This window comes from Geomonas sp. Red276, assembly GCF_054784495.1.
Map to the genome: position 1 here is coordinate 77,946 of NZ_BLXW01000011.1, position 19,827 is coordinate 97,772.

Consider the following 19,827-nt stretch of genomic DNA (forward strand, 5'->3'; position numbering starts at 1 on the left):
CGGATGCTGTCCAGTACTAAATCGCCCGTTCAATAGGAGAGGCGGGCAAAAGGGCGAGGCCGGGTGGACGCCGAAAGAGGTGGTATAGTTTTCCTCGTATCCGGCAGGGGAGGGGGGCATGGAGATGAACGAGGTGGCGGCCAATGGAAGTGACCCGGGGAGCGTGATCGCAACCCTTTTGTCGTTGGGAGAGGTCGACACCCTTTTCCGCGATCTCTACCTGGACCGGGCCCGTGAGCTCCTTTCCCGGGAGATGACCCCGGAAAGGTATCGTGGACTGCTGCGGATGGAGAGCGAGCTAAACCTCCTCCCCAACCGGATCGAGAACGCCATGATGCAGGGGAACTGGGGTGCGGTGCAGGAGATGAGCCGGGACCTGCAGACCATGAAGCAGGCGGTGGAGATGGACGCCCCGCTTTTGAACCTGGCGAAGAGCGTCTACCGGGAAAACTGGTTTCCCCTCGACCCCTTTTCGCAGGGGATGGCGGCCCTGGCGGGGAGGGCCCTGAAGGAGCTCCCTGCCCTGCGTGAGCGGGGAATGGCGGAGCTCGAAACGCTGGCGAGGAGCGATCCCGAGCGCAAGGATTTTTACTTCGAGAGGCGGCTTGCCTTCGCCGAGGAGAGCTCGACGGCGGTGATAAGGCCGGCTGCGGTCTTCAGGGCCGCCGCCTCGCCGGAGCTTCTTCGCCAGGAGGCTCACGAGGCCCTCGAGAAGGGGAATTTCGACAAGCTTACCGAGCTGGCCGGCTCGCTCTCCGGGGCCGGGAACAGCACCGGCGCCGCCGCCGGCATAAGCGAAGCCGGCTCGGTCCGCAGCCAGGCCTACCTCTACGACTTCCCCGACCGGGTGCTCAGGCGGGCCAAGGAGCTCGGGCTCGCCCGTTTCCACGTCGAATCCCACACCCAGCAGTACATAAAGCTCCTTCCGCACATCTGGAGCCCGACCTTCACCGGCGAGGAGAGCGAGCAGGGGAGGGCGCTTCGGCTCTCCTCGCTCCCGCTGCCCGCCGACGTCCCCCAGGCGCTCAGGAGCCGGGTGGAGCTCTTCGTGCTGCACCCGCTGGTCAACTCCTGCGGGATCCGCTACCTCCCCTGCATGGCCGAGGAGGAAGGTCTGGTCGAGGACTTCGAGGAACCGGCGGCGGGAAGCACCCAGCCCTTGACGCCGCTTCTGGAGGCGCTCGGCCTGAAACGGCGCGACTCGCTGACCCGCCAGCAGGTCGAGGCGGTACTCGCCGAGCGGGGAGGGAAGTGCGTGAAGGATCTCCTCGGCCTCGATCCCGCCCGCTTCCGGCTGGTCTGCATCCCTTCCGACCTCCACACCAGGATCGGCCGAGGCCGCGGGTGGGGGAGCCAGGAGATCTGGACCCACTTCGACGGCTACATGCTGGGAAGCGACGGGAAGCTGCGGGCGCTGGCAGGGGGGGACGTCCGTTTCGGCGGGATCTACGACATGGTCTGCATCGGCCCCAACTACGAGTCCGACCGCATCATCGTCCGTCTGGCCGTCGTCCAGCGCCGCCGCTTCGAACGTCTGCAGATCGAGGGGTAGTCCCCGCAAAAGATTCTCTCGATTCTCTTCTCTTGGAGTGGTACTCTGCCACGGTTCCGACTTTCTGCTACCCCCCGTAAAGGTTTCCATGTTCAAGCACGTCCCGCGCCTGCTCAAGTTGGCAGGCCCGATGATACTTTCCACCTCGACCATTACCCTCATGCAGATCATCGACGCCATCGTCCTTTCCCGGCACTCCAGCCAGGCGGTGGCGGCCATCGGGCCGGCGGGGATGGCGGTCATCCTCTTCCAGGGCTTTTTGTTCGGTACCGCCGGTTACGCGGGGACCTTCGTGGCCCACAACCACGGAAGCGCCGACGCCGACGGGGTCCGCGCCTCGGCCTGGCTCGGCATCCACACCGCGCTCCTCTCCGGCGTCGTCGCCCTGGTTCTCGCCTGGCCCGTCGCCCAGCTCTTCCTTTTGGCCGGCCACCAGCCGGAGGTGGCCCGGGACGAGATCGCCTACTTCTGGATCTGCATGGTGGGCTCCTTCTTCCCGGTCCTTTGTGCCGCGCTGGCGGGATGGCTCTCCGGCATCGGCCGCCCGGTGGTGGTCACCGCCGTCACCTTCATCTCCTTTGCCGTGAACGCGCTCCTCGCCTGGGGACTCGTGCTTGGGGAATGGGTCTGTCCGCGCCTGGGGATCACCGGCGCCGCCATCGCCACCGTCGCCGCCCAGTCGGTCTCCGCCCTTCTCTACACCCTCATCTTCGTCCGCGCCGGGGGCTTTTCCGACGTGAAGACGCGCGCCTTCAACTGGTTGGAGTACCGTCACTTCCTTTCGCTGGCCGCACCCATGGGGCTTCGCATCAGCGGCGAGCTCGTCGCCTGGACCCTCTTTCTGGTCGTGGTCGGCAGGCTGGGAACCGCCGAGCTCGCCGCCTCCAGCATCGCCTTCCGGATCAACGGGGCCGCCTTCTTCCCGGCGCTCGGGCTCGGCCAGGCCGCCGGCATCCTGGTGGGTCACGCGCGCGGGGCGGGACGCGACGAGGAGGTCCCGGAGATCGCCCTGCAGTCGCTGGTGGTCTGCGAGGGGTGGATGGCGAGCATGGCAGTGGTTTTCGCCACCCTCTCGGCGCCGCTCTTCTCCTTCTTTGCCGGGAGCGGGGCGGAAGGTGCAGCCATCGTGGAGACGGGAACCGTGATCATGAAGTTCGTCGCCTTCTACTGTCTGTTCGACGCCGCCAACGTCATCCTGGGGTGCATCCTCGCTTCCGCGGGGGACACCCACTGGACCGCCCGCAGTTTCCTGGTCAGCTCCACCTTCTTCCTCGCCGCCCTCTGGTTGATCGGCCGGCTCGTCCCGAGCCTGGAAGCCGAGTGGGGGCTCGCCACCTTCTACGTGCTGGTCACCGCGGTCATCTGGTCGCTCCGCTTCCGCACCGGCGCCTGGCGCGGAATACAGGTGCTACTGGACGGCACCGGCCAGGAACGCCCCGCCTGATCCCCCCCGCTACTACATAAACCCTCGCCCTTCGGGAGAGGGTGGCCGAAGGCCGGGTGAGGGATGTCTGAATGAGATTGCCTTTGGCCGAGATTTTGCTATCATTTGCCCTTATTCCCCGAAGTGCTGTCAGCGGAAGCCGACACTGAATGAAAGGAACCCGACCGGTAGCCCGATGACAGAAACCTTCCTCACACGATACCTTTCAGACAGTACTCTCACTCTCATAGAGACAGAACCGACTTCCTGGGTCGGAAGAAAGGGCGCGGCGACCTTGCTGGCCGCCCTCGTCCTGGTTCTTTCCGGCTGTACGGTAGGCCCCGATTTCCATCGTCCGCCCGCTCCCGCCGTTTCCACCTTTACCGAACAACCGCTTCCCGCCACGACCGCCAGCGCCCCTGTGCAATTGGGGGAAGAGCAGAAGATCGTGAGCGGCCGGGAGATCCCCGCCGAGTGGTGGATGCTCTTTCGTAACCAGCCCCTTAACGACCTGATCACGCTGGCCGTGAAGAACAGCCCCAACCTGGCGGCGGCGCAGGCCGCCCTGCGGGAAGCCGAGGAGAACCGGCGCGCCCAGTTCGCGACGCTGTTGCCTACCGCCGACGCCAGCTTTTCCGTCGAGCGGCAGAAGTTTTCCAGCGCCGCCTTCGGGCAGCCCAACGCTCCAAGCTCCACCTTCACCCTTTACAACGCCTCGGTGCAGGTTTCCTACAACCTCGACCTGGCCGGCGGCGCCCGCCGCGCCGTGGAGGCCTCCCAGGCCCAGCTCGACTACCAGCGCTATCTCCTGGAAGGATCCCACCTCACCCTGAGCTCCAACCTGGTCACCACCGCGGTGCAGCAGGCATCCCTCAAGGCCCGCATCCGGGAGGTGGGAGCGATGATCGCCGCCCAGGATGAGGAGGTGAGTCTCATGGAGCGGCGCCTGGAGCTGGGGGCCGGGACCAGGCCGGAGCTTTTGGCCCAGCAGGCCCAGCTGGCACAGACCAGGACCTCGCTCCCGCCGCTCGAGAAAGAGCTGGCCCAGTCGCGTCACCAGATGGCAGTCCTGGCCGGGAAATTTCCCTCCGAGGCGGGTGCGCTCCCGGAGTTCGATCTGGCCGATCTCCAGCTTCCCCGGGAGTTGCCGCTCTCGCTTCCCTCCGAGTTGGTGCGTCAGCGCCCGGACGTCCTGGCCGCCGAGGAGATCCTCCACCAGGCCTCCGCCCAGGTCGGGGTGGCGCAAGCGAACCTTTTCCCCAAGATCACCCTGAACGGGAGCTTCGGTCCCCAGAGCACCACCTTCGCCGACCTCTTCACGAGCGGCTCGGTCTGGTCGATCGGTGCCGGGATCGTGCAGCCGCTTTTTCACGGGGGAGAGCTGAGGGCCAGGAAGCGGGCGGCCGAGGCGGCCTACGAGCAGGCGGCGGCCCAGTACCGTGCCACCGTCTTGCAGGCGTTCCAGAACGTCGCCGACGTGCTGCGGGCTCTGGAGCTCGACGCCAAGGCGCTCAGGGCCCAGTCCGACGCCGAGCAGGCGGCCAAGGCGAGCTTCGATCTGACCCGGAAGCAGTACGATCTCGGGGCCGCCAGCTATATCCTGCTCTTGGACGCCGAGCGGCAGTACCTGCAGGCGAGGATCAACCTGGCCCAGGCGCAGGCCGCGCGATTAGCCGACACCGCCGCCCTTTTCCAGGCCTTAGGCGGAGGGTGGTGGAACAGATCTACCCCATCCTCACCCCCACCCTCCCCTTGAAGGGGAGGGAGAGCTTGGGCGAGAGGGCCGGTCGATAGCTTGGGGGCGCCGTCCCGAATCTGGAGGTCGCGGGCGTTGGCGCTGCCGCCGGGATTTTGGTTCCCTCCCCTTCAAGGGGAGGGACAGGGTGAGGATGGGGGGCATCCCCCGATACTGTAATGCATTTCACGCTATGGAGCCGTAACTCATGAAGAAGCGGATTTTATACGCCGTCATCCTGGTGATCGTGGTGGTGGCGGTGCTGGCGGGGATCAAGGCCTTGCAGATCAAGGCGATGATCGATAACGGCAAGAAGTTCGTCATGCCGGCGGAGACGGTTACCTCCACGGTCGTGCGTTCGGAGACCTGGGACTCGAGCCTCCCCGCCGTCGGGACCCTCAACGCGGTCCAGGGTGTCACCGTCGCCTGCGAGATCGCCGGGAAGGTGACCGACATCTCCTTCCACCCCGGCGCCTACGTCAGCAAGGGCGATCTCCTGATCCGACAGGACACCGCCACCGAGCAGGCGCAGCTGCAGAGCGCCCTGGCCCAAGTGGACTTGACCCGCACCGCCCTTGAGCGCGACAAGAAGCTTTTGGCCGAGCACATCATGTCCCAGGCCGACTTCGACCAGGCCAAGGCCGCCCGCGACCAGGCCGTAGCACAGGCGGAGAGTATCCGCGCCACCATCGCCAAGAAGACCGTCCGCGCCCCCTTCTCCGGCCGGCTCGGCATCCGCCAGGTCAACCTCGGGCAGATGCTCAGGGAGGGGGACCCGATCGTCACCCTGCAGAGCATGAACCCGATCTTCGCCGATTTCGCCCTCCCGCAGCAGCAGGTCGGTACCCTCCGCACGGGCCAGCAGGTGCGGGTCACCTGCGACGCGCTGCCGGGAGTCACCACCCCCGGCCGGGTCACCGCCATCAACCCGCTGGTCGATGCCGACACCCGCAACGTCAAGGTGGAGGCCACCCTGGAGAACAGCGCCGAGCGGCTGCGCCCGGGAATGTTCGTGAACGTCGCGGTAGGGCTTCCCGCCCGCCAGCAGGTGCTGGTCATCCCCGCCACCGCCGTCCTCTACAACCCCTACGGGGACTCGGTCTTCCTGATCGTCAAGGCCCCGCCGCAGAAGGAGGCCCCTCCCGTGAAGGGGCAGAAGGGGGCCGCCCCGCCCAAGCAGGCCGATACCGGCCTCGTGTTAAGCCAGCAATTCGTGCGTCTCGGCGAAAAGCGCGGCGACCTGGTGGCGGTCACCAGCGGGATCAAGGAAGGGGACACCATCGTCAGCACCGGGGTCTTCAAGCTCCGTAACGGCCAGTCCGCCATCATCGACAACCGGCTCGCTCCCCCCTTCCAGCAGGCGCCCAAACCGGAGAACAACTGACCGTGAAGATCACCGACCTTTTCATACGCAGGCCGGTGCTCGCCGCGGTGGTGAGCCTGGTCATCATCATCGCCGGGCTCCAGGCGATCAAGACGCTCCAGGTGCGCCAGTACCCGCACTCGGAGAACGCCACCATCACGGTCACCACCGTCTACGTGGGCGCGAGCGCCGAGCTCGTGCGCGGCTTCATCACCACCCCGCTGGAGCGGGTCATCGCCGCCGCCGACGGCATCGAGTACATCTCCAGCCAGAGCACCATGGGGCTCTCCACCATTTCGGTCCGCTTGAAGCTCAACTACGACTCCACCAAGGCGCTCGCGGAGATCTCCTCCAAGGTGGACCAGGTGCGCCGCGACCTCCCTCCGGAGGCGGAAGTCCCCACCATCAACATCGAGTCGGCCGACAGCCAGTTCGCCTCGGCGTATCTGAGCTTCACCTCGGATGTCCTCAAGCAAAACGAGATCACCGACTACCTCGTCCGGGTGGTGCAGCCGCGCCTCTCCGCCGTGGCCGGCGTGCAGCGGGCCGACATCCTGGGGGGGCGCACCTTCGCGATGCGGATCTGGCTGAAGCCCGACCGGATGGCCGCCCTCTCGGTCACCCCGGCGCAAGTCCGCCAAGCCCTGGCCGCCAACAACGTCCTCTCGGCGCTCGGGCACTCCAAGGGGACCTACATCCAGGTCAACCTGATCGCGGACACCAACCTCACCACGGTCGATGAATTCAAGAAACTCGCCCTCAAGCAAAACGGCGCCACCATCGTTCGCCTCGGCGACGTGGCCGACGTCGTGCTGGGGGCCGAGGACTACGACTCCGAGGTCCACTTCTCCGGGCAGACCGCGGTCTTCATGGGGATCTGGGCGCTCCCCAACGCCAACTCGCTCGACGTCATCAAGGCGGTCCGCGCCGAAATGCAGAACATCCAGCGCGACCTCCCCAGCGGGCTCAAGGCGAACATCGCCTACGACGGCACGAGCTACATCCAAAACGCCATCCACGAGGTGCTGAAGACCCTCTCCGATACGCTGTTGATCGTCATGGTGGTGATCTTCCTCTTCCTTGGATCCTTCCGCTCCGTGCTGATCCCGATCGTCGCCATTCCGGTCTCCCTGATCGGGGGCGTATTCCTCATGCAGGCCTTCGGCTTCACGGTCAACCTCCTCACCCTTTTGGCCATCGTCCTCTCCGTCGGTCTCGTGGTCGACGACGCCATCGTCGTGGTGGAGAACGTCGAGCGTCACATGCGGGAAGGGAAGAGCCCGCTGGAGGCGGCGCTGGTCGGCGCCCGCGAACTGGTCGGTCCCATCATCGCCATGACCATCACACTGGCCGCCGTCTACCTCCCGATCGGCCTCCAGGGCGGCCTCACCGGCTCGCTCTTCCGCGAATTCGCCTTCACCCTGGCGGGCGCGGTCACCATCTCGGGGATCGTGGCGCTCACCCTGTCGCCGGTCATGTCCGCCACTCTCCTCAAACCAGGCGCCGGCGAGCACGGCCTGGCGGGGCGGATCTCCCGCGATTTCGAACGGCTTAAAAAGCTCTACGGCCGCATGCTCTCCACCACCCTCGCGGCGCGCCCCGCGGTCTACACGGTCTGGCTGGCCATCTCGGTACTGAGCATCCCGATGTTCACCATGAGCGCCAAGGAGCTCGCCCCCACCGAGGACCAGGGGGTCATCTTCGGGATCATGGATTCGGCGGCCAACTCCACCGTTGACCAGAACCGCATCTTCGCGAACGAGGTCAACAAGATCATGATGGGGGTCCCGGAGGCGCAGTTCACCTTCCAGCTCACCTCCCCCAACTCCGGCTTCAGCGGCCTGGTGGTAAAGCCGTGGCAGGAGCGGAAGCGGAACATCTACCAGATCATGCCCGAGGTGCAAAAGAAGATGCAGGAGCTCCCGGGGGTGCGGATCTTCCCGGTTCTCCCGCCGGCACTTCCCGGCGGCGGCGACTTCCCCGTCGAATTCCTGATCACCTCGACCGCCGAGGCTCCGCAGATCCTCCAGTTCGCCCAGCAGCTGCAGGCCAAGGCGGCGGCGAGCGGCATGTTCGCCTTCCCGCCGCTCATCGACGTGAAGATCGATCAGCCGCAGACCGAGTTCATCATCGACCGCGACAAGGTGGCGTCTTTGGGGCTGAGCCTCTCCCAGATCTCGGGAGATTTGGGCTCGCTGGTGGGGGGCGACTACGTCAACCGCTTCGACATCTCCGGCCGCAGCTACAAGGTCATCCCGCAGGTCCAGCGGAGCGACCGGCTGAACCCCGGCCAGCTCGAAAATGCCTACGTGAGCGGCCCCAACAACTCGGTCATCAAGCTCTCCACCATCGCCACCCGGCGCGACACGGTGGTCCCGCGTTCGCTCAACCGTTTCCAGCAAAAGAACGCGGTCAAGATCAGCGGGGTCGCCATCCGCCCCTTGGACGAGGCGCTTAAGTTCATGGAGACCGAGGCGGCCAAGATCCTTCCCCAGGGGTACCTGTTCGACTACACGGGTGAATCGCGCCAGCTAAGGACCGAGGGGAACAAGTTCCTCCCCGCCTTCGGTCTCGCCATCGTGCTGATCTTCCTGGTGCTGGCGGCGCAGTTCAACAGCTTCCGCGACCCCTTCGTCATCCTGGCGGGCTCGGTCCCGCTGGCCATGTTCGGCGCGCTCATCTTCACCTTCCTGAAGATCCCGGACCCCAACGTCCATTTCTGGACCAGGGGATGGACCACCACCCTCAACATCTACTCCGAGGTGGGTCTGGTGACCCTGGTCGGGCTCGTCTCCAAGAACGGCATCCTGATCGTGGAGTTCGCCAACCAGCTGCAGATCCAGGGGCTGAGCAAGCTGGACGCCGTCCACCAGGCCGCCATGACCCGTCTGCGGCCGATCCTGATGGTTGCCGCCGCCACCATCGCCGGCCACTTCCCGCTCACCCTGGTGACCGGCCCGGGCGCAGCGGCGCGAAACTCCATCGGTCTCGTGCTGGTGGGGGGGATGTTCATCGGTACCCTGTTCACCCTCTTCGTCGTGCCGTCCATCTACATGCTGATCGCCAAGGACCACGCGAAGGACCGTCGGCGCGCCGAAGAAGTCACCGCCGCCGCCCACGACTGACAAATATTCACATTTTTTCCACATTTCCTCCGCAATTGGGGCCTATGGTCTTCCCACTGCCGGATACATCGGTGCAGGGAGGTCCCGCTTTCCCCCCTTCGCCGATATCCTTTGCCGCGACAGGTACCCTCCCTTGTCGCGGCATTTTTTTTCCCTTTCCGCCGGACCCTTCTCTCCCCCTGAAAAGCGACCCTCACCCGGCGACATCCACCCCCCTGAAAAGCGACCCTCACCAGTCGGCACCCACACCCCCTTAAAAGCGACCCTCACCCGGCCTCCGGCCACCCTCTCCCCTAAAGGGGCGAGGGTATAAATTATCTAACCCCTCCAAGGGGCGAGGCAATGGAACCCTCGCCCTATCAGAGGAGAGGGCCTTGAACTGGAACCCCTCGCCCCTAAAGGGGAGAGGGGCTTGAAAGGTAACCCCTCGCCCCTTTAGGGGAGGGGTAGGGGGGAGGGAGGTTTTAATGCGTCATTTGGCGGGACCGCCAAGACCGGCACCGATTTTGTAATACATTTACCTATAAAATATCCGGACGAGCCCTAACTAGCCGGTATTTTATACTAAATGCCATGGGTGCCTCTCAGCTCCCCCTGCGAAAAACGAGACAGCTGTCGTCTTTGGAGGGAAAAATGAAACAATACCGGTGCCGGGTTTTCGCTGGATTAGTGGTGCTGGCCATGGCGGCTGCCCCCGCCAGCGCTTGCGATCTCTGCGCCATCTACCGCTCGCTGGAGGCCAGGACCGGGAACCCTGGCCCCAACCTCGGCGTCTTCGAACAGTTCACCCACTTCGGCACCATGCAGCAGGACGGGCATAAGGTCGATAACCCCGCCGGGCAGCGGCTCGACAGCAGCATCACCCAGTTCATCGTTGGCTACCGTTTCGACGACAACTTTGGCGTCCAGATGAACATCCCCTACATCAACCGCTCCTTCCGCCGTCCCAACCCGGACGGCAGCATCGATACCGGCACGGTCTCCGGGGTGGGGGACATCTCCCTCATCGGTCACTACCGGGGCTGGCAGCTTACCGGGGAGGATGCCATCCTGGTGCTGGATCTGATGGGAGGGGTGAAATTCCCGACCGGGGACTCCGGCCGGATCGGCGAGGAACTCAACGAAACCACTCCCGCTCCCGGCGTCCCGGAGTCGGGGATCCACGGGCACGACCTGGCGCTGGGAAGCGGCTCCTGGGACGGCGTGGTGGGGGCCGCGATGTTTGCCAGCTGGCAGCGGCTCTTCGTCAACGGCGCGGTGCAGTACAGCATACGGAGCAGGGGGGATTTCAACTACCGCTACGCCAACGACCTCGGTTGGCACGTGAAGCCCGGTGGCTACCTCTGGCTGACCGACAAGGCCGCCTTCTCCCTGCAGTTGGCCGTAAGCGGCGAGGACAAGGGGAAGGATGATTTGAACGGTGTGGTAGCCGAGGACACCGGGATGACCTCCCTCTTTGCCGGCCCGGAGATCTCCTATACCTGGAAGGAGAAACTGAGCGTGGAACTGGGTGCCGAGTTCCCGCTCGTCAACGACAACACCGCCTTGCAACTCGTTCCCGATTACCGTATCAAGGGCGCGGTCACCTACCGGTTCTGATCGGCCGGACGCTCATTAACGCTTCGACCAGCGTCGCAGCACTTTCGAGGTATCAGCCATGGATCTCAGCAAAACTTCCTACCGTCAGATCATTCACAGCTTAAGCGATGGCCTCTACATCCTGGACAAGAACAGAAGCATCGTCTACTGGAACCAGGCAGCGGAGGAGATCTCCGGCTACCGCGCCGAGGACGTCGTCTGTCACCGCTGCTCGGAAAACCTTTTGTGCCACGTCGACGAGGACGGAAGAAATCTCTGCCTCCACGGCTGCCCGGTCGCCGCCGCCCTCGGAGACGGCTGCAGCCACAAGGCCGACATTTTCGTGCGCCACAAGAACGGCCACCGGGTGCCGGTCTCGGTCCGGGTCTCCCCCCTGACCGACGACTTCGGCGAGATCATCGGCGCGGTGGAGATCTTCTCCGACTTGAGCAACAAGCTCGCCAGCGAGCAGCGGGTCAAGGAACTGGAAAAGATGGCCATGGTGGACAGGCTGACCCGGTTGGCCAACCGCTATTACGTGGAAAAGGAACTGGAGGCCTTCCTCGAGGAGAGGGACCGCTACGGCCACACCTTCGGGATCCTCTTCATGGACCTCGACGACTTCAAGGTGGTCAACGACCGTTTCGGGCATGATGCAGGCGACAGCGTGCTCCGCTTCGTCGCCGACACGCTGACCGCCAACTCGCGCCCCTTCGACGTGTACGGTCGCTGGGGAGGGGAGGAGTTTGTCGGCATCGTCCGGAACGTCAACGGCAGCGACCTGATGCAGATGGGGACCCGGCTGCTGAACCTGGTAAGCGAATCGTTCATCCCGATGAACGAGGAGCGGCTCAGGGTGACCGTTTCCATCGGCGCCACCCTGGCCACTACCAAAGACACCATCGTCTCGCTGATGCACCGGGCCGATTCCCTCATGTACAAGAGCAAGGCCGGCGGAAAGAACCGCCTGACCATGGGGTGAGTCCGGGGAGGGGCAGCCAGATCCGCCGGAAATACTACGCTGGCACCCGGCGGTGAGACGCCGGGCCGGTTTATCCTTGCCTGATTATATCGACCGAGATCTCTACTGCTGGAACAGTCCCTTTGTTCTCAAGCCAGTGGGTGGTGTTCCTGTCCTCCGGCCAGCCCACTCCTGGTCCATAGTCAGTAGCCACTCCATTTCGATGGTCGGTGATGGTTCCCTGGAGGATGTAGACCAGCCCGGGGCGATCCACGTGGTTGTGAACCGGACCGAAGACCCCACCAGGCTCGATAGTCACCATGCGCATGCGCAGCTGGCGTCCCGCCATCCCGTCGATCTCGGGACCAAGGTCAACCGTTGCCAGCAGCTTGACCGATACGCCTTTCGTTTCAGGTGCCACCTCTTCCTCGCTCATGATCGATCTCCTTCCTCTCGGCCACTGACGGGCGGCCTTGACCTGCGGCGTCAGCCGTCGCGGATGGTGCTATTTCCCTCTACACCGTCTTCCCTTACTTAATTCTAGATGCAAATTTCACCATATGCTTCTTGTGCACCCGATGTAGTGGAATTGGCGCCCGTCACTTCAGCCGGACTATCCCTCTCTCTGGCAAAACTCACCCGGTCGCTCCACCCGCCACACGACCGCCGGTAATCCCGGTGCGGTGGCATCACTGAAAAAAGGATTGCAAAGAAATAAATAGCGTGCTAACTAAAATGCTATGACAGCGTACGTACCCAAGATTGACCGCAGCAACCTGCTTTTCCGTCTCGCAGTTCTGACGCGCCGGTGGTGCAAGATCCTGGACAACGAGTTCCAGGTTGCCGGACTGACCGCTGCTACCTGGCGTCCTCTCCTGCATCTTCATCTCCTTGGCCAGGGGATTCGCCAGAAGGACCTCGCGGCATCCATCGGTATCGAGGGCCCCTCTCTGGTCCGTCTGCTCGATACCCTGATCGCGAAGGGGTTGGTCGAGCGGTCGGAAGACGCCACCGATCGCCGGGCCAAACTCCTCTGCCTCACCGCCTCGGGGCGCGCCGTGGTGGCCAGCATCCACGGCACCACCATGGATCTTGAAAGCGAATTGCTGAGCCCCTTCGATGAGACGGAATTCTCGCAGGTGGCCGGGTTGGTCGAACGGCTGGAAACCACCGTCAGCACGGTACGCCAGCGGGGTAGGCAATGATGCCTCACCGATTTCGCCGGCGCATGATCCGCTGGGAGGGGAGGCAACTGCAATGCCCTATCTGAGATTCAAGGGATTCGACGAGGGGTTATTGCGTCAGCAAATCCCCGTGCTGATCATGGAGTTTGCCCGGGTCGCCGCCGTGCCGGAGGAGATCGTCAAGATCGAGCTTCTGCCCGTCATCCGGCTCACGGCCAGTCCGCGCTCGCTGGAGGTATTCATGTTTCCGCGGCCACAGCAGATGCATGATGGGATCGCGGAAACTCTCAACGACCTCCTCGTCCATTTCGGCTACGAGGACGTCCATATCTTCTTCGTTCCGCTGTCTCCATCGCTGTACTACAAGGAAGGGGAGCCGCTGAAAGAGATCAGCTGGTTGCCTGGGTATGGATCAAAGTAACTCTTCTTCGGACTCATCTGCCAGCTAACAAACAAGAAAGGAATCGTCATGGATCTCAAAGGTAAAACAGTACTGATCACCGGTGCCAACGGAGGTATCGGCGATGCTTTGGTCAACGCCGTTCTCGACAAAGGGGCCGCCAAGGTTTACGCCGCCGCGCGAACCATCGCAGGGGTAACGCAGCTGTCCAATCGCAAGAGCGACCGGGTCGTCCCCATACGGCTTGATATCACCCATCCGGCCAGCGTGGCATCGGCGCAAGAGTTCTGCAGGGATGTGGATCTGCTGATCAACAATGCCGGGGTCAATCGGTGCACCAGCCTCCTCGAGCCGGCCGGCATGACAGGCGCCGTGGAGGAGATGAAGGTGAACTTCTTCGGCACCCTGGCCATGTGCCGCGCCTTTGCGCCGATACTCGCCTCCCGCACAGGTGTACTGGTGAACGTCTGTTCGATCCTTGGGCTGGTGAATCTCCCCGTCAACGGGACCTACTCCGCCTCCAAGGCGGCGGTACATTCCCTTGTGCAGGGGGTGAGGGCCGAACTTGCGCCTCGTGGGGTACGCGTGGTCGGTGTGTATCCCGGTCCGGTAGATACCAGGATGACCGCGGGCCAGGAGATGCCAAAGTCAATGCCGGAGCAGGTGGCGGCGGCAATCGTGACGGGGATCGTTAACGGCGACGAGGATATCTTTCCGGACTTCATGTCGCAGGAGGTCCGCGGCCAACTTCTCAGTGATGGCAAGGGGGTTGAAAAGGCGTTCGCGGCGTCGGTTCAGGCCGCCAGCGGTGCGGCCGCGGAAGGTGATGAGGTGGGGAATCCGCCCGCCATTGCCGCTCAGGGTGCGTGAGGGAAAAGCGCCATGTTCGACATCGAGCAAAGCGTTGTCTTTGTGCTCTCCAAGGCCACCCAGCGGATATGGGCGGTGTTCCGTGAGGAGTTCCGTGACTACGCTCTTACTCCGCCGCAGTACATCCTGATCGCCATCCTTTGGAAGGCAGACAACATCTCCCAAGCCGAACTTGCCAAGCGAAGCAGGATCGACAGGAGCACCCTGGGAGGGATCATCGACCGGATGGAAAAGATAGGTTTCGTCGAGCGTGAGCCGTCAGCGGAGGACCCGCGTGCCAATCGGGTGAGGCTCAGCGGGAAGGGGAGGGCCCTCTTCGAAGAGGATCTCTCCGATGCAGCCTACCGCGTCCGTCGAAGACTCACCGAGAAGCTGACCCCCGGTGAGTACAAACAGTTGAAGCAGTTACTCAACAAGCTTGTGGTAGGGGTGTCTGGACATCAAAGCGCATGACTACCACTCCCATTCGTCCTTGTCCCACTCAGTCTGTTCGCCCAGATCCTCGTCGAGCATCTTGCCATCGCCGCATTGTGCCGTCGCCTGAAATTTCTGCTCCCATTCCATTCTTGGACGCGTGACGGCACGGATAACCAGGCGGTCTTCTTCAACCTCCAGCTCGACCTCCGTTCCCAGGCGAGTCTGTTCCAGGAGGACCTTTGGAATCCTTATTCCCTGCGAATTTCCTATGCGAATGATGTTCGCCCTCATCGGTCGTTCTCCTTGTGCGCAGTGGCGAGCGGTGGGTACGTTGTAATTACCAAGCAGGAGGGCGTCAAGTAATGAAAGCCGGTTTTCCGAGGGGGGCGCAAAAAACGCATATTCATCACTCTACCCTGTGCTGTCTCTGAGCCAGGAGCCTATTCAACCTCAGGATTCACCTACGCATTCTCTCACGATTCGCTCCACATGTATGGCGGTGGTATTGAGAAAAGGAATGCCGTGACCCTGGTCGGGAAGGATGAGGGGGAGTTCGGTGCAGCCGAGGATGAGGGAGTCGATGCCATCTCGCTCCTTCATCTTCCCGCAAATGGCCATCAACTCATCCCGCGTCTCGTCTCTGATGATGCCAAGTTCGATCTCGGTGAAGAGCCTTTCATGGATGAGTTCCTGCTCCTCGGGGAGAGGCACGATCACTTCCGTCCCATGGTCGCGGAAGGGTTTCTTGTAGAAATCCGCCTGCATGGTGAAAAGCGTTCCCATAAGCCCCACCCGGCGAAGTCCCGTGGCTTTCGCCGCCACGGAGGTGGCCTCTACGATACTGATGAGCGGCAGCGGAGAACGAGCAGCCACCATGTCAAAAACGAGATGTGGGGTATTGGCGGTAATGGCGGCGAAGTCGGCGCCCGCAGCGGCAAGGGCCTCGATCTTGACCAGCAGCCAGGACGCCAGGCCGTCCAGATCGTTAGCCTCCATCAGTCCCAGAGCCTCGTTGACGTCGGCGCTGTAGATGACGATCTCGGGAGTGGATAGGCCGCCCGTATGTTCCCGCCCGGCGTCGATGATGCGCCGATAGTAGTCCAAAGTCGATTCCGGCCCGATGCCGCCGACAAGACCGATTCTTTTCATACGATGACTCCTTTTCCCCTTGGGCGAACTGTGGTTGACCGACGGGCCCTGCTAACGGCGTGGGCAGAACAGCGGCGAAGGCCGCTGCTTCGACCTAGTTGGGTGGGGCATCGTCCAAAGGTGTCGATCTCACCCGCAGCACGTAGGTCGCGTGGAACGGCTTCAGCGTGAAACGCGACATTGCCACAGTCGGCGCAGCGCCGGGGGGGGGCGTTTCGTTCCTCAACGCGACCTACGGAACTTTGTGGTTGGAGCGCCCACTACTTCTCCGCCGGCTCCTTGATTGCCAAACCGGTCTGTGCTATCTTATGTACAAACTTTCCAAGGAGTGATCATATGGACGCCTTAACGTATACCTACGCTCGACAGCACTTGGCAGAGGTAATGCGCTCCGTCAATGACGACCATACCCCCGTCGTAGTCACAAGCCAACGTGGGAAGCCGGTTGTTATCCTCTCTCTTGAAGACTTCCAAGCCTACGAAGAGACCGCGTACCTGCTTCGGAACCCGCACAGCGCCAAACGACTTCTCGACTCCGTTGAGGAGTTACGTTCGGGAGGCGGCGAAGTCAGAGAACTGGCGGAATGAAGATCAAATTTTCAAACGCTGCGTGGGAGGACTACCTCTACTGGCATTTGAACGACAAAGCTATGCTTAAGCGCATCAATGCTCTGATTCGGGATATTCAACGTGAACCTTTTGTCGGCATTGGAAAACCAGAACCTCTTAAACATCAGTTGACTGGATTTTGGTCTCGCAGAATTGACAGCTGTCATCGCTTAGTTTACTCAGTTGAAGGTGATACTTTGCTTATCGCCCAATGCCGGGACCACTATTAAATCCTCCCCCCCTCACGTTTTTCCTGGACATGCCCAAAACATCGACTCTCTGCCAGTTTCCTCCAACTCGATCAGCTCTCATCCACCTTCGTACACTTCCTCAGCACGTAGGTCGCGTGGAACGGCTTCGGCGTGAAACGCGACATTGCCCTAGTTGGCGCAGCGCCGGGTGTCGCGTTTGTTCCTCAACGCGACCTACGGAACTTGGGTTGCCCCCAGCTCATGGTTCCTCTATTTCGTCAATAAATATTGGCTATAGGTTCCAGGTGTTCGAGGATTTTACCACCATATTCAGAAGGGATTTTAAACATAGTGTTGAAGAAAATGATATTGGCACCTATAACCTTCTTGATTTCACTTGCATGTAGTGGTTTTACTTTATAATAATTATCCAGCTTTTGTTGGTATGCCTCTTCTGGTTCACCGTCATAGTCCACTTTTTCAACGTTCCCTGAAGCAATTCCAGTGGCTACAATCCCTGTTCCGCTTTCGTATAGAAAAACCACATCGCCCTTTCTAATTCGTTCAATTTTGAATTTCCAAGGGTCACAAAAGGCGGCGGCCATTCCATTATTCAGCATATTGACATGAGTTTCTGGATCGTTAGCCTTGTTTGTGTTTAAAATGTAATATGTGGTGTTGTTTAATTCATCATTTTGAAATAAAGTTCTAGGAGCATTTAAAAGCTGCTGTCGTATTGTGGAGATTTGCCTAGTTGCATCTTGTAGCTCAGCCAGTTCTGGAGACTTTGAGCCGTGGACTAATTGATTTCGCAAACGCTTAATATATTCAAATTGTGACAAGGTATTACTATCCAACTGAGCCATATCTGAAAGGATTCGCGAGGTAGGGATACCCACTCCCCCTTCCTTAATAGATGGTGGCGCCAACTCCATAATGAGATTTTCCAAGTCTACCCAAGCTGAGAGGAAAGCACCCATAACACGATGCAGTTCGCCATGAGGCAATTCAGTTGCCTCATGGGTAATGGCTGTAGTGGGACGATCTGCGCGAATGGCGTCATAAACTCGATAACGGTCAGAGTCCTCGGATATGACTTGATCAATTATTTGTTCAGCAATCGGCCTGCGTTCGAGATCAGAATGCAATGCTGTGAGATAGCGCCCAACAGAATCTGGGGTAGCAAGCTCTAGCCTCACTAAAAAATCGTACAAGTTGTCTACGCGCCCAAGGCCGGCCTGAAGGGCGTTAGATTCTGCTAGAGCACTTAGAGTGCTGAGTAAGTGTGTAGCAAGCTCGTAATGATTGGCAAAACGTCTTCCCTTCGCTGCAACCCGAGTGTCTCCAGCTTTTTGGAGTCGTTCCAGAGCAATCTCTCCTACCATCATCATTCCGTTTAATTCATCGAGAATAGAGTATTCATCTTCGGAAAGGATTCCTTGAAAAGGTTTGTATACAAGATCATGCTCGACTTCAGACCACGCATGCATTAGCACTGAGGCAACCTGAATTTCAACGAGTGCTTCAGCGTATTGCTTTTGAGACTCGGCCAGTGAATCGTCTCTTAATCGTACTCTATAATGTGTCGCTAAATAACCGGGAAATTTTTTTCCATGCTTTGGGCCATCAGTAAATACTTTGCTATGAGTCACATCAAATAAGTCGGTGATCATATTCCCGACTTGGTCTCGTTGTCCAGGAAAGTAAAGCGCGACACGAACACCAGCGAGATCCGGAATATCGTTATAGATTTCAGTGACTGTCTGATATTGTTTTCGTTGATAGCGGTCTCGGACCTTTGGTTCTAAACGTCCCACGGCCTTAGCGCGATAGGTAACCATAGCGCGCACCCCTGAGGCTCGTAAACGTCCTTCAAGGATCTGCGAAACGAGTCGCGCAGATTGATCGTAAAAGTCATACTCCCTACGGTATCGGCCGATAAACTCGTCAATCACTATCATCCACACTCCTCCGTTCATTATTACTTTTACATATTACCGTTCTTGCGACCAACGCCACAAGGCGCACCGGCGGAGCGGAGCGGAGACCGTGTGCCGCCGCATGTTGGGAGCCCGTTGAATATCTCAATAGCCGGTCCCATTGCCGCCTCTCTATTTCACCCTCTGGGGGGGCCTTCTCCGTTCGAGTGACTTGATGATGCGGGCCACATCAGACGTGCTCCGGAATTCGATGAAGATCGGTGTTTCACCTAGGCCGACCGTCAAGAGCACTCGGCGCGCTTCCCATTGGAAGGCATTGGGTTGCGTTGCAAGCGGAGCGGGCGGACCAAACTTGGTTCGAAGGGCGTTCATCAGCGCTTCTGCGTTGCTCTGATCCGCTGGCGCGAAAAAATGAACGCTCACGAGGTGTCCATCTCGGAAACAGTAATATGCTGTGCCAACAATCACGTCGTCGAACTTACCATCATCATCAGGCCAAGCGTACAGCTCAACTTTTCCAGCCGGATCGGGCACGGTAGATTGATACACCATGCCGGCCGGAACCGTATCGCCGAAGTGCAGGCTCCCATAGCCGTTCTGTGCATCTAGGTCAGTCAGAGAGCCCAGCCTCACCACACTGCTTCTCTTGGCTGTCAGCAAAAAGTTCACCGACCAGAAACCCTGGGCACCGCGCTCTGCAAGGATCACGTTTCCGTTCGAAGCGTCCCAAATGCACCGCTTGGGAGTATTCGTCTGCTCGGTCGGTGCCCCCATCTGCGACCTTGCAAAATCAAGGGTCTTTTGGAACAGAGTGTCCGCTGCGGCTTGGTCGTTACCGACACCTTGAAGTCCAAGAGTGTAGATCTTTCCGTCGAGAGAACCAATCGTCAGATACCATGCATGTCGGTTGAGGGTGACCTTGGGGGCTTTGAATACTTTTTCCCCTGGCATGTCGATCCAGCCCGGAAATGATCGAAGTACTGCGTACTCTTCGGGTGCTAACTCGACCAGACCTCGCGCAGTGCTTACTCGCTGGCCCAAATAGTAGTCGCCGACTTTCGTAATCATTTCTCGCTTCGCCTGTTCATCCGACTTTCCCATTTTTTTGGATGCGGCGCAGACGGTGGGGACGGTAAACAGCAGAACGAGAAGCATGGTGAGAAAAGAGCATTCTGAACGCGTCATGGCATCCCTCCCTGTTTTGACTGTCAGTCTCCCAAAGTGATTCATCTTCAGCACGTAGGTCGCGTTGAACGGCTTCAGCGTGAAACGCGACATTGCCACAGTTGGCGCAGCGCCGGGTGTCGCGTTTCGTTCCTCAACGCGACCT

The 19,827-nt window shown here is 60.7% G+C and carries 18 protein-coding genes; 13 read left to right on the plus strand and 5 right to left on the minus strand.

Annotation, left to right across the window (positions count from 1 at the left end; genetic code table 11):
- Positions 1–118 precede the first annotated feature (118 nt).
- From ACYVL5_RS09800 to ACYVL5_RS09830, 7 genes are all read left to right on the plus strand, one after another.
- Positions 119–1,552: a hypothetical protein gene (locus tag ACYVL5_RS09800; RefSeq protein ID WP_460595382.1), complete on the plus strand. Its 1,434-nt coding sequence runs from the start codon at positions 119–121 to the stop codon at positions 1,550–1,552.
- An 88-nt stretch (positions 1,553–1,640) separates the two neighbouring features.
- Positions 1,641–2,996: an MATE family efflux transporter gene (locus ACYVL5_RS09805; RefSeq protein ID WP_460595383.1), complete on the plus strand. Its 1,356-nt coding sequence runs from the start codon at positions 1,641–1,643 to the stop codon at positions 2,994–2,996.
- Positions 2,997–3,270: 274 nt separating this feature from the next.
- A complete protein-coding gene (locus ACYVL5_RS09810) occupies positions 3,271–4,731 on the plus strand; it encodes an outer membrane factor lipoprotein domain-containing protein (RefSeq protein WP_460595384.1) in 1,461 nt (486 codons plus the stop codon).
- A 187-nt stretch (positions 4,732–4,918) separates the two neighbouring features.
- Positions 4,919–6,094 (plus strand): efflux RND transporter periplasmic adaptor subunit, encoded by a 1,176-nt coding sequence (locus ACYVL5_RS09815; RefSeq protein ID WP_460595385.1) that lies wholly within the window; start codon positions 4,919–4,921, stop codon positions 6,092–6,094.
- Positions 6,095–6,096: 2 nt separating this feature from the next.
- Complete coding sequence (locus tag ACYVL5_RS09820) at positions 6,097–9,198, plus strand: efflux RND transporter permease subunit (protein WP_460595386.1); 3,102 nt, start codon at positions 6,097–6,099, stop codon at positions 9,196–9,198.
- 633 nt (positions 9,199–9,831) lie between these two features.
- Positions 9,832–10,797 (plus strand): hypothetical protein, encoded by a 966-nt coding sequence (locus ACYVL5_RS09825; RefSeq protein ID WP_460595387.1) that lies wholly within the window; start codon positions 9,832–9,834, stop codon positions 10,795–10,797.
- A 58-nt stretch (positions 10,798–10,855) separates the two neighbouring features.
- Positions 10,856–11,758 (plus strand): sensor domain-containing diguanylate cyclase, encoded by a 903-nt coding sequence (locus ACYVL5_RS09830; RefSeq protein WP_460595388.1) that lies wholly within the window; start codon positions 10,856–10,858, stop codon positions 11,756–11,758.
- A gap of 70 nt (positions 11,759–11,828) precedes the next feature.
- Here the strand turns inward: ACYVL5_RS09830 and ACYVL5_RS09835 are convergent, their stop codons facing one another.
- Positions 11,829–12,173, minus strand: coding sequence for a cupin domain-containing protein (locus ACYVL5_RS09835; RefSeq protein ID WP_460595389.1), 345 nt, complete (start codon positions 12,171–12,173; stop codon positions 11,829–11,831).
- A 304-nt stretch (positions 12,174–12,477) separates the two neighbouring features.
- Between ACYVL5_RS09835 and ACYVL5_RS09840 the strand changes: the two genes are divergently transcribed.
- The 4 genes from ACYVL5_RS09840 to ACYVL5_RS09855 are packed head-to-tail and all read left to right on the plus strand — an operon-like array spanning position 12,478 to position 14,644.
- On the plus strand, positions 12,478–12,942 hold the full coding sequence (locus ACYVL5_RS09840) for a MarR family winged helix-turn-helix transcriptional regulator (RefSeq protein ID WP_460595390.1): 465 nt from the start codon (positions 12,478–12,480) through the stop codon (positions 12,940–12,942).
- Between the two features lie 52 nt (positions 12,943–12,994).
- A complete protein-coding gene (locus ACYVL5_RS09845; RefSeq protein WP_460595391.1) occupies positions 12,995–13,342 on the plus strand; it encodes a DUF1904 family protein in 348 nt (115 codons plus the stop codon).
- A gap of 48 nt (positions 13,343–13,390) precedes the next feature.
- A complete protein-coding gene (locus ACYVL5_RS09850) occupies positions 13,391–14,191 on the plus strand; it encodes an SDR family oxidoreductase (protein WP_460595392.1) in 801 nt (266 codons plus the stop codon).
- Positions 14,192–14,203: 12 nt separating this feature from the next.
- Positions 14,204–14,644 carry a MarR family winged helix-turn-helix transcriptional regulator gene (locus tag ACYVL5_RS09855; protein ID WP_460595393.1) on the plus strand — a complete coding sequence of 147 codons (441 nt, stop codon included), beginning with the start codon at positions 14,204–14,206 and terminating at the stop codon, positions 14,642–14,644.
- Here the strand turns inward: ACYVL5_RS09855 and ACYVL5_RS09860 are convergent, their stop codons facing one another.
- Positions 14,645–14,899: an AbrB/MazE/SpoVT family DNA-binding domain-containing protein gene (locus ACYVL5_RS09860; RefSeq protein WP_460595394.1), complete on the minus strand. Its 255-nt coding sequence runs from the start codon at positions 14,897–14,899 to the stop codon at positions 14,645–14,647.
- 159 nt (positions 14,900–15,058) lie between these two features.
- Positions 15,059–15,757 carry an aspartate/glutamate racemase family protein gene (locus tag ACYVL5_RS09865; RefSeq protein WP_460595395.1) on the minus strand — a complete coding sequence of 233 codons (699 nt, stop codon included), beginning with the start codon at positions 15,755–15,757 and terminating at the stop codon, positions 15,059–15,061.
- Positions 15,758–16,093: 336 nt separating this feature from the next.
- On the opposite strand from ACYVL5_RS09865, the gene ACYVL5_RS09870 reads away from it, so the two are divergent.
- Positions 16,094–16,345, plus strand: coding sequence for a type II toxin-antitoxin system Phd/YefM family antitoxin (locus tag ACYVL5_RS09870; RefSeq protein WP_460595396.1), 252 nt, complete (start codon positions 16,094–16,096; stop codon positions 16,343–16,345).
- Positions 16,342–16,596 (plus strand): type II toxin-antitoxin system YoeB family toxin, encoded by a 255-nt coding sequence (locus tag ACYVL5_RS09875; protein ID WP_460595397.1) that lies wholly within the window; start codon positions 16,342–16,344, stop codon positions 16,594–16,596. The genes ACYVL5_RS09870 and ACYVL5_RS09875 overlap by 4 nt, the downstream gene beginning before the upstream one ends.
- Before the next feature lie 239 nt (positions 16,597–16,835).
- Here ACYVL5_RS09875 and ACYVL5_RS09880 read toward each other — a convergent pair whose 3' ends face one another.
- The gene (locus ACYVL5_RS09880) at positions 16,836–18,518 is read right to left on the minus strand and encodes a GTP pyrophosphokinase (RefSeq protein ID WP_460595398.1); all 1,683 of its coding nucleotides are present in this window, start codon (positions 18,516–18,518) and stop codon (positions 16,836–16,838) included.
- A gap of 150 nt (positions 18,519–18,668) precedes the next feature.
- Positions 18,669–19,682, minus strand: coding sequence for a hypothetical protein (locus tag ACYVL5_RS09885; RefSeq protein ID WP_460595399.1), 1,014 nt, complete (start codon positions 19,680–19,682; stop codon positions 18,669–18,671).
- Positions 19,683–19,827: the final 145 nt, after the last annotated feature.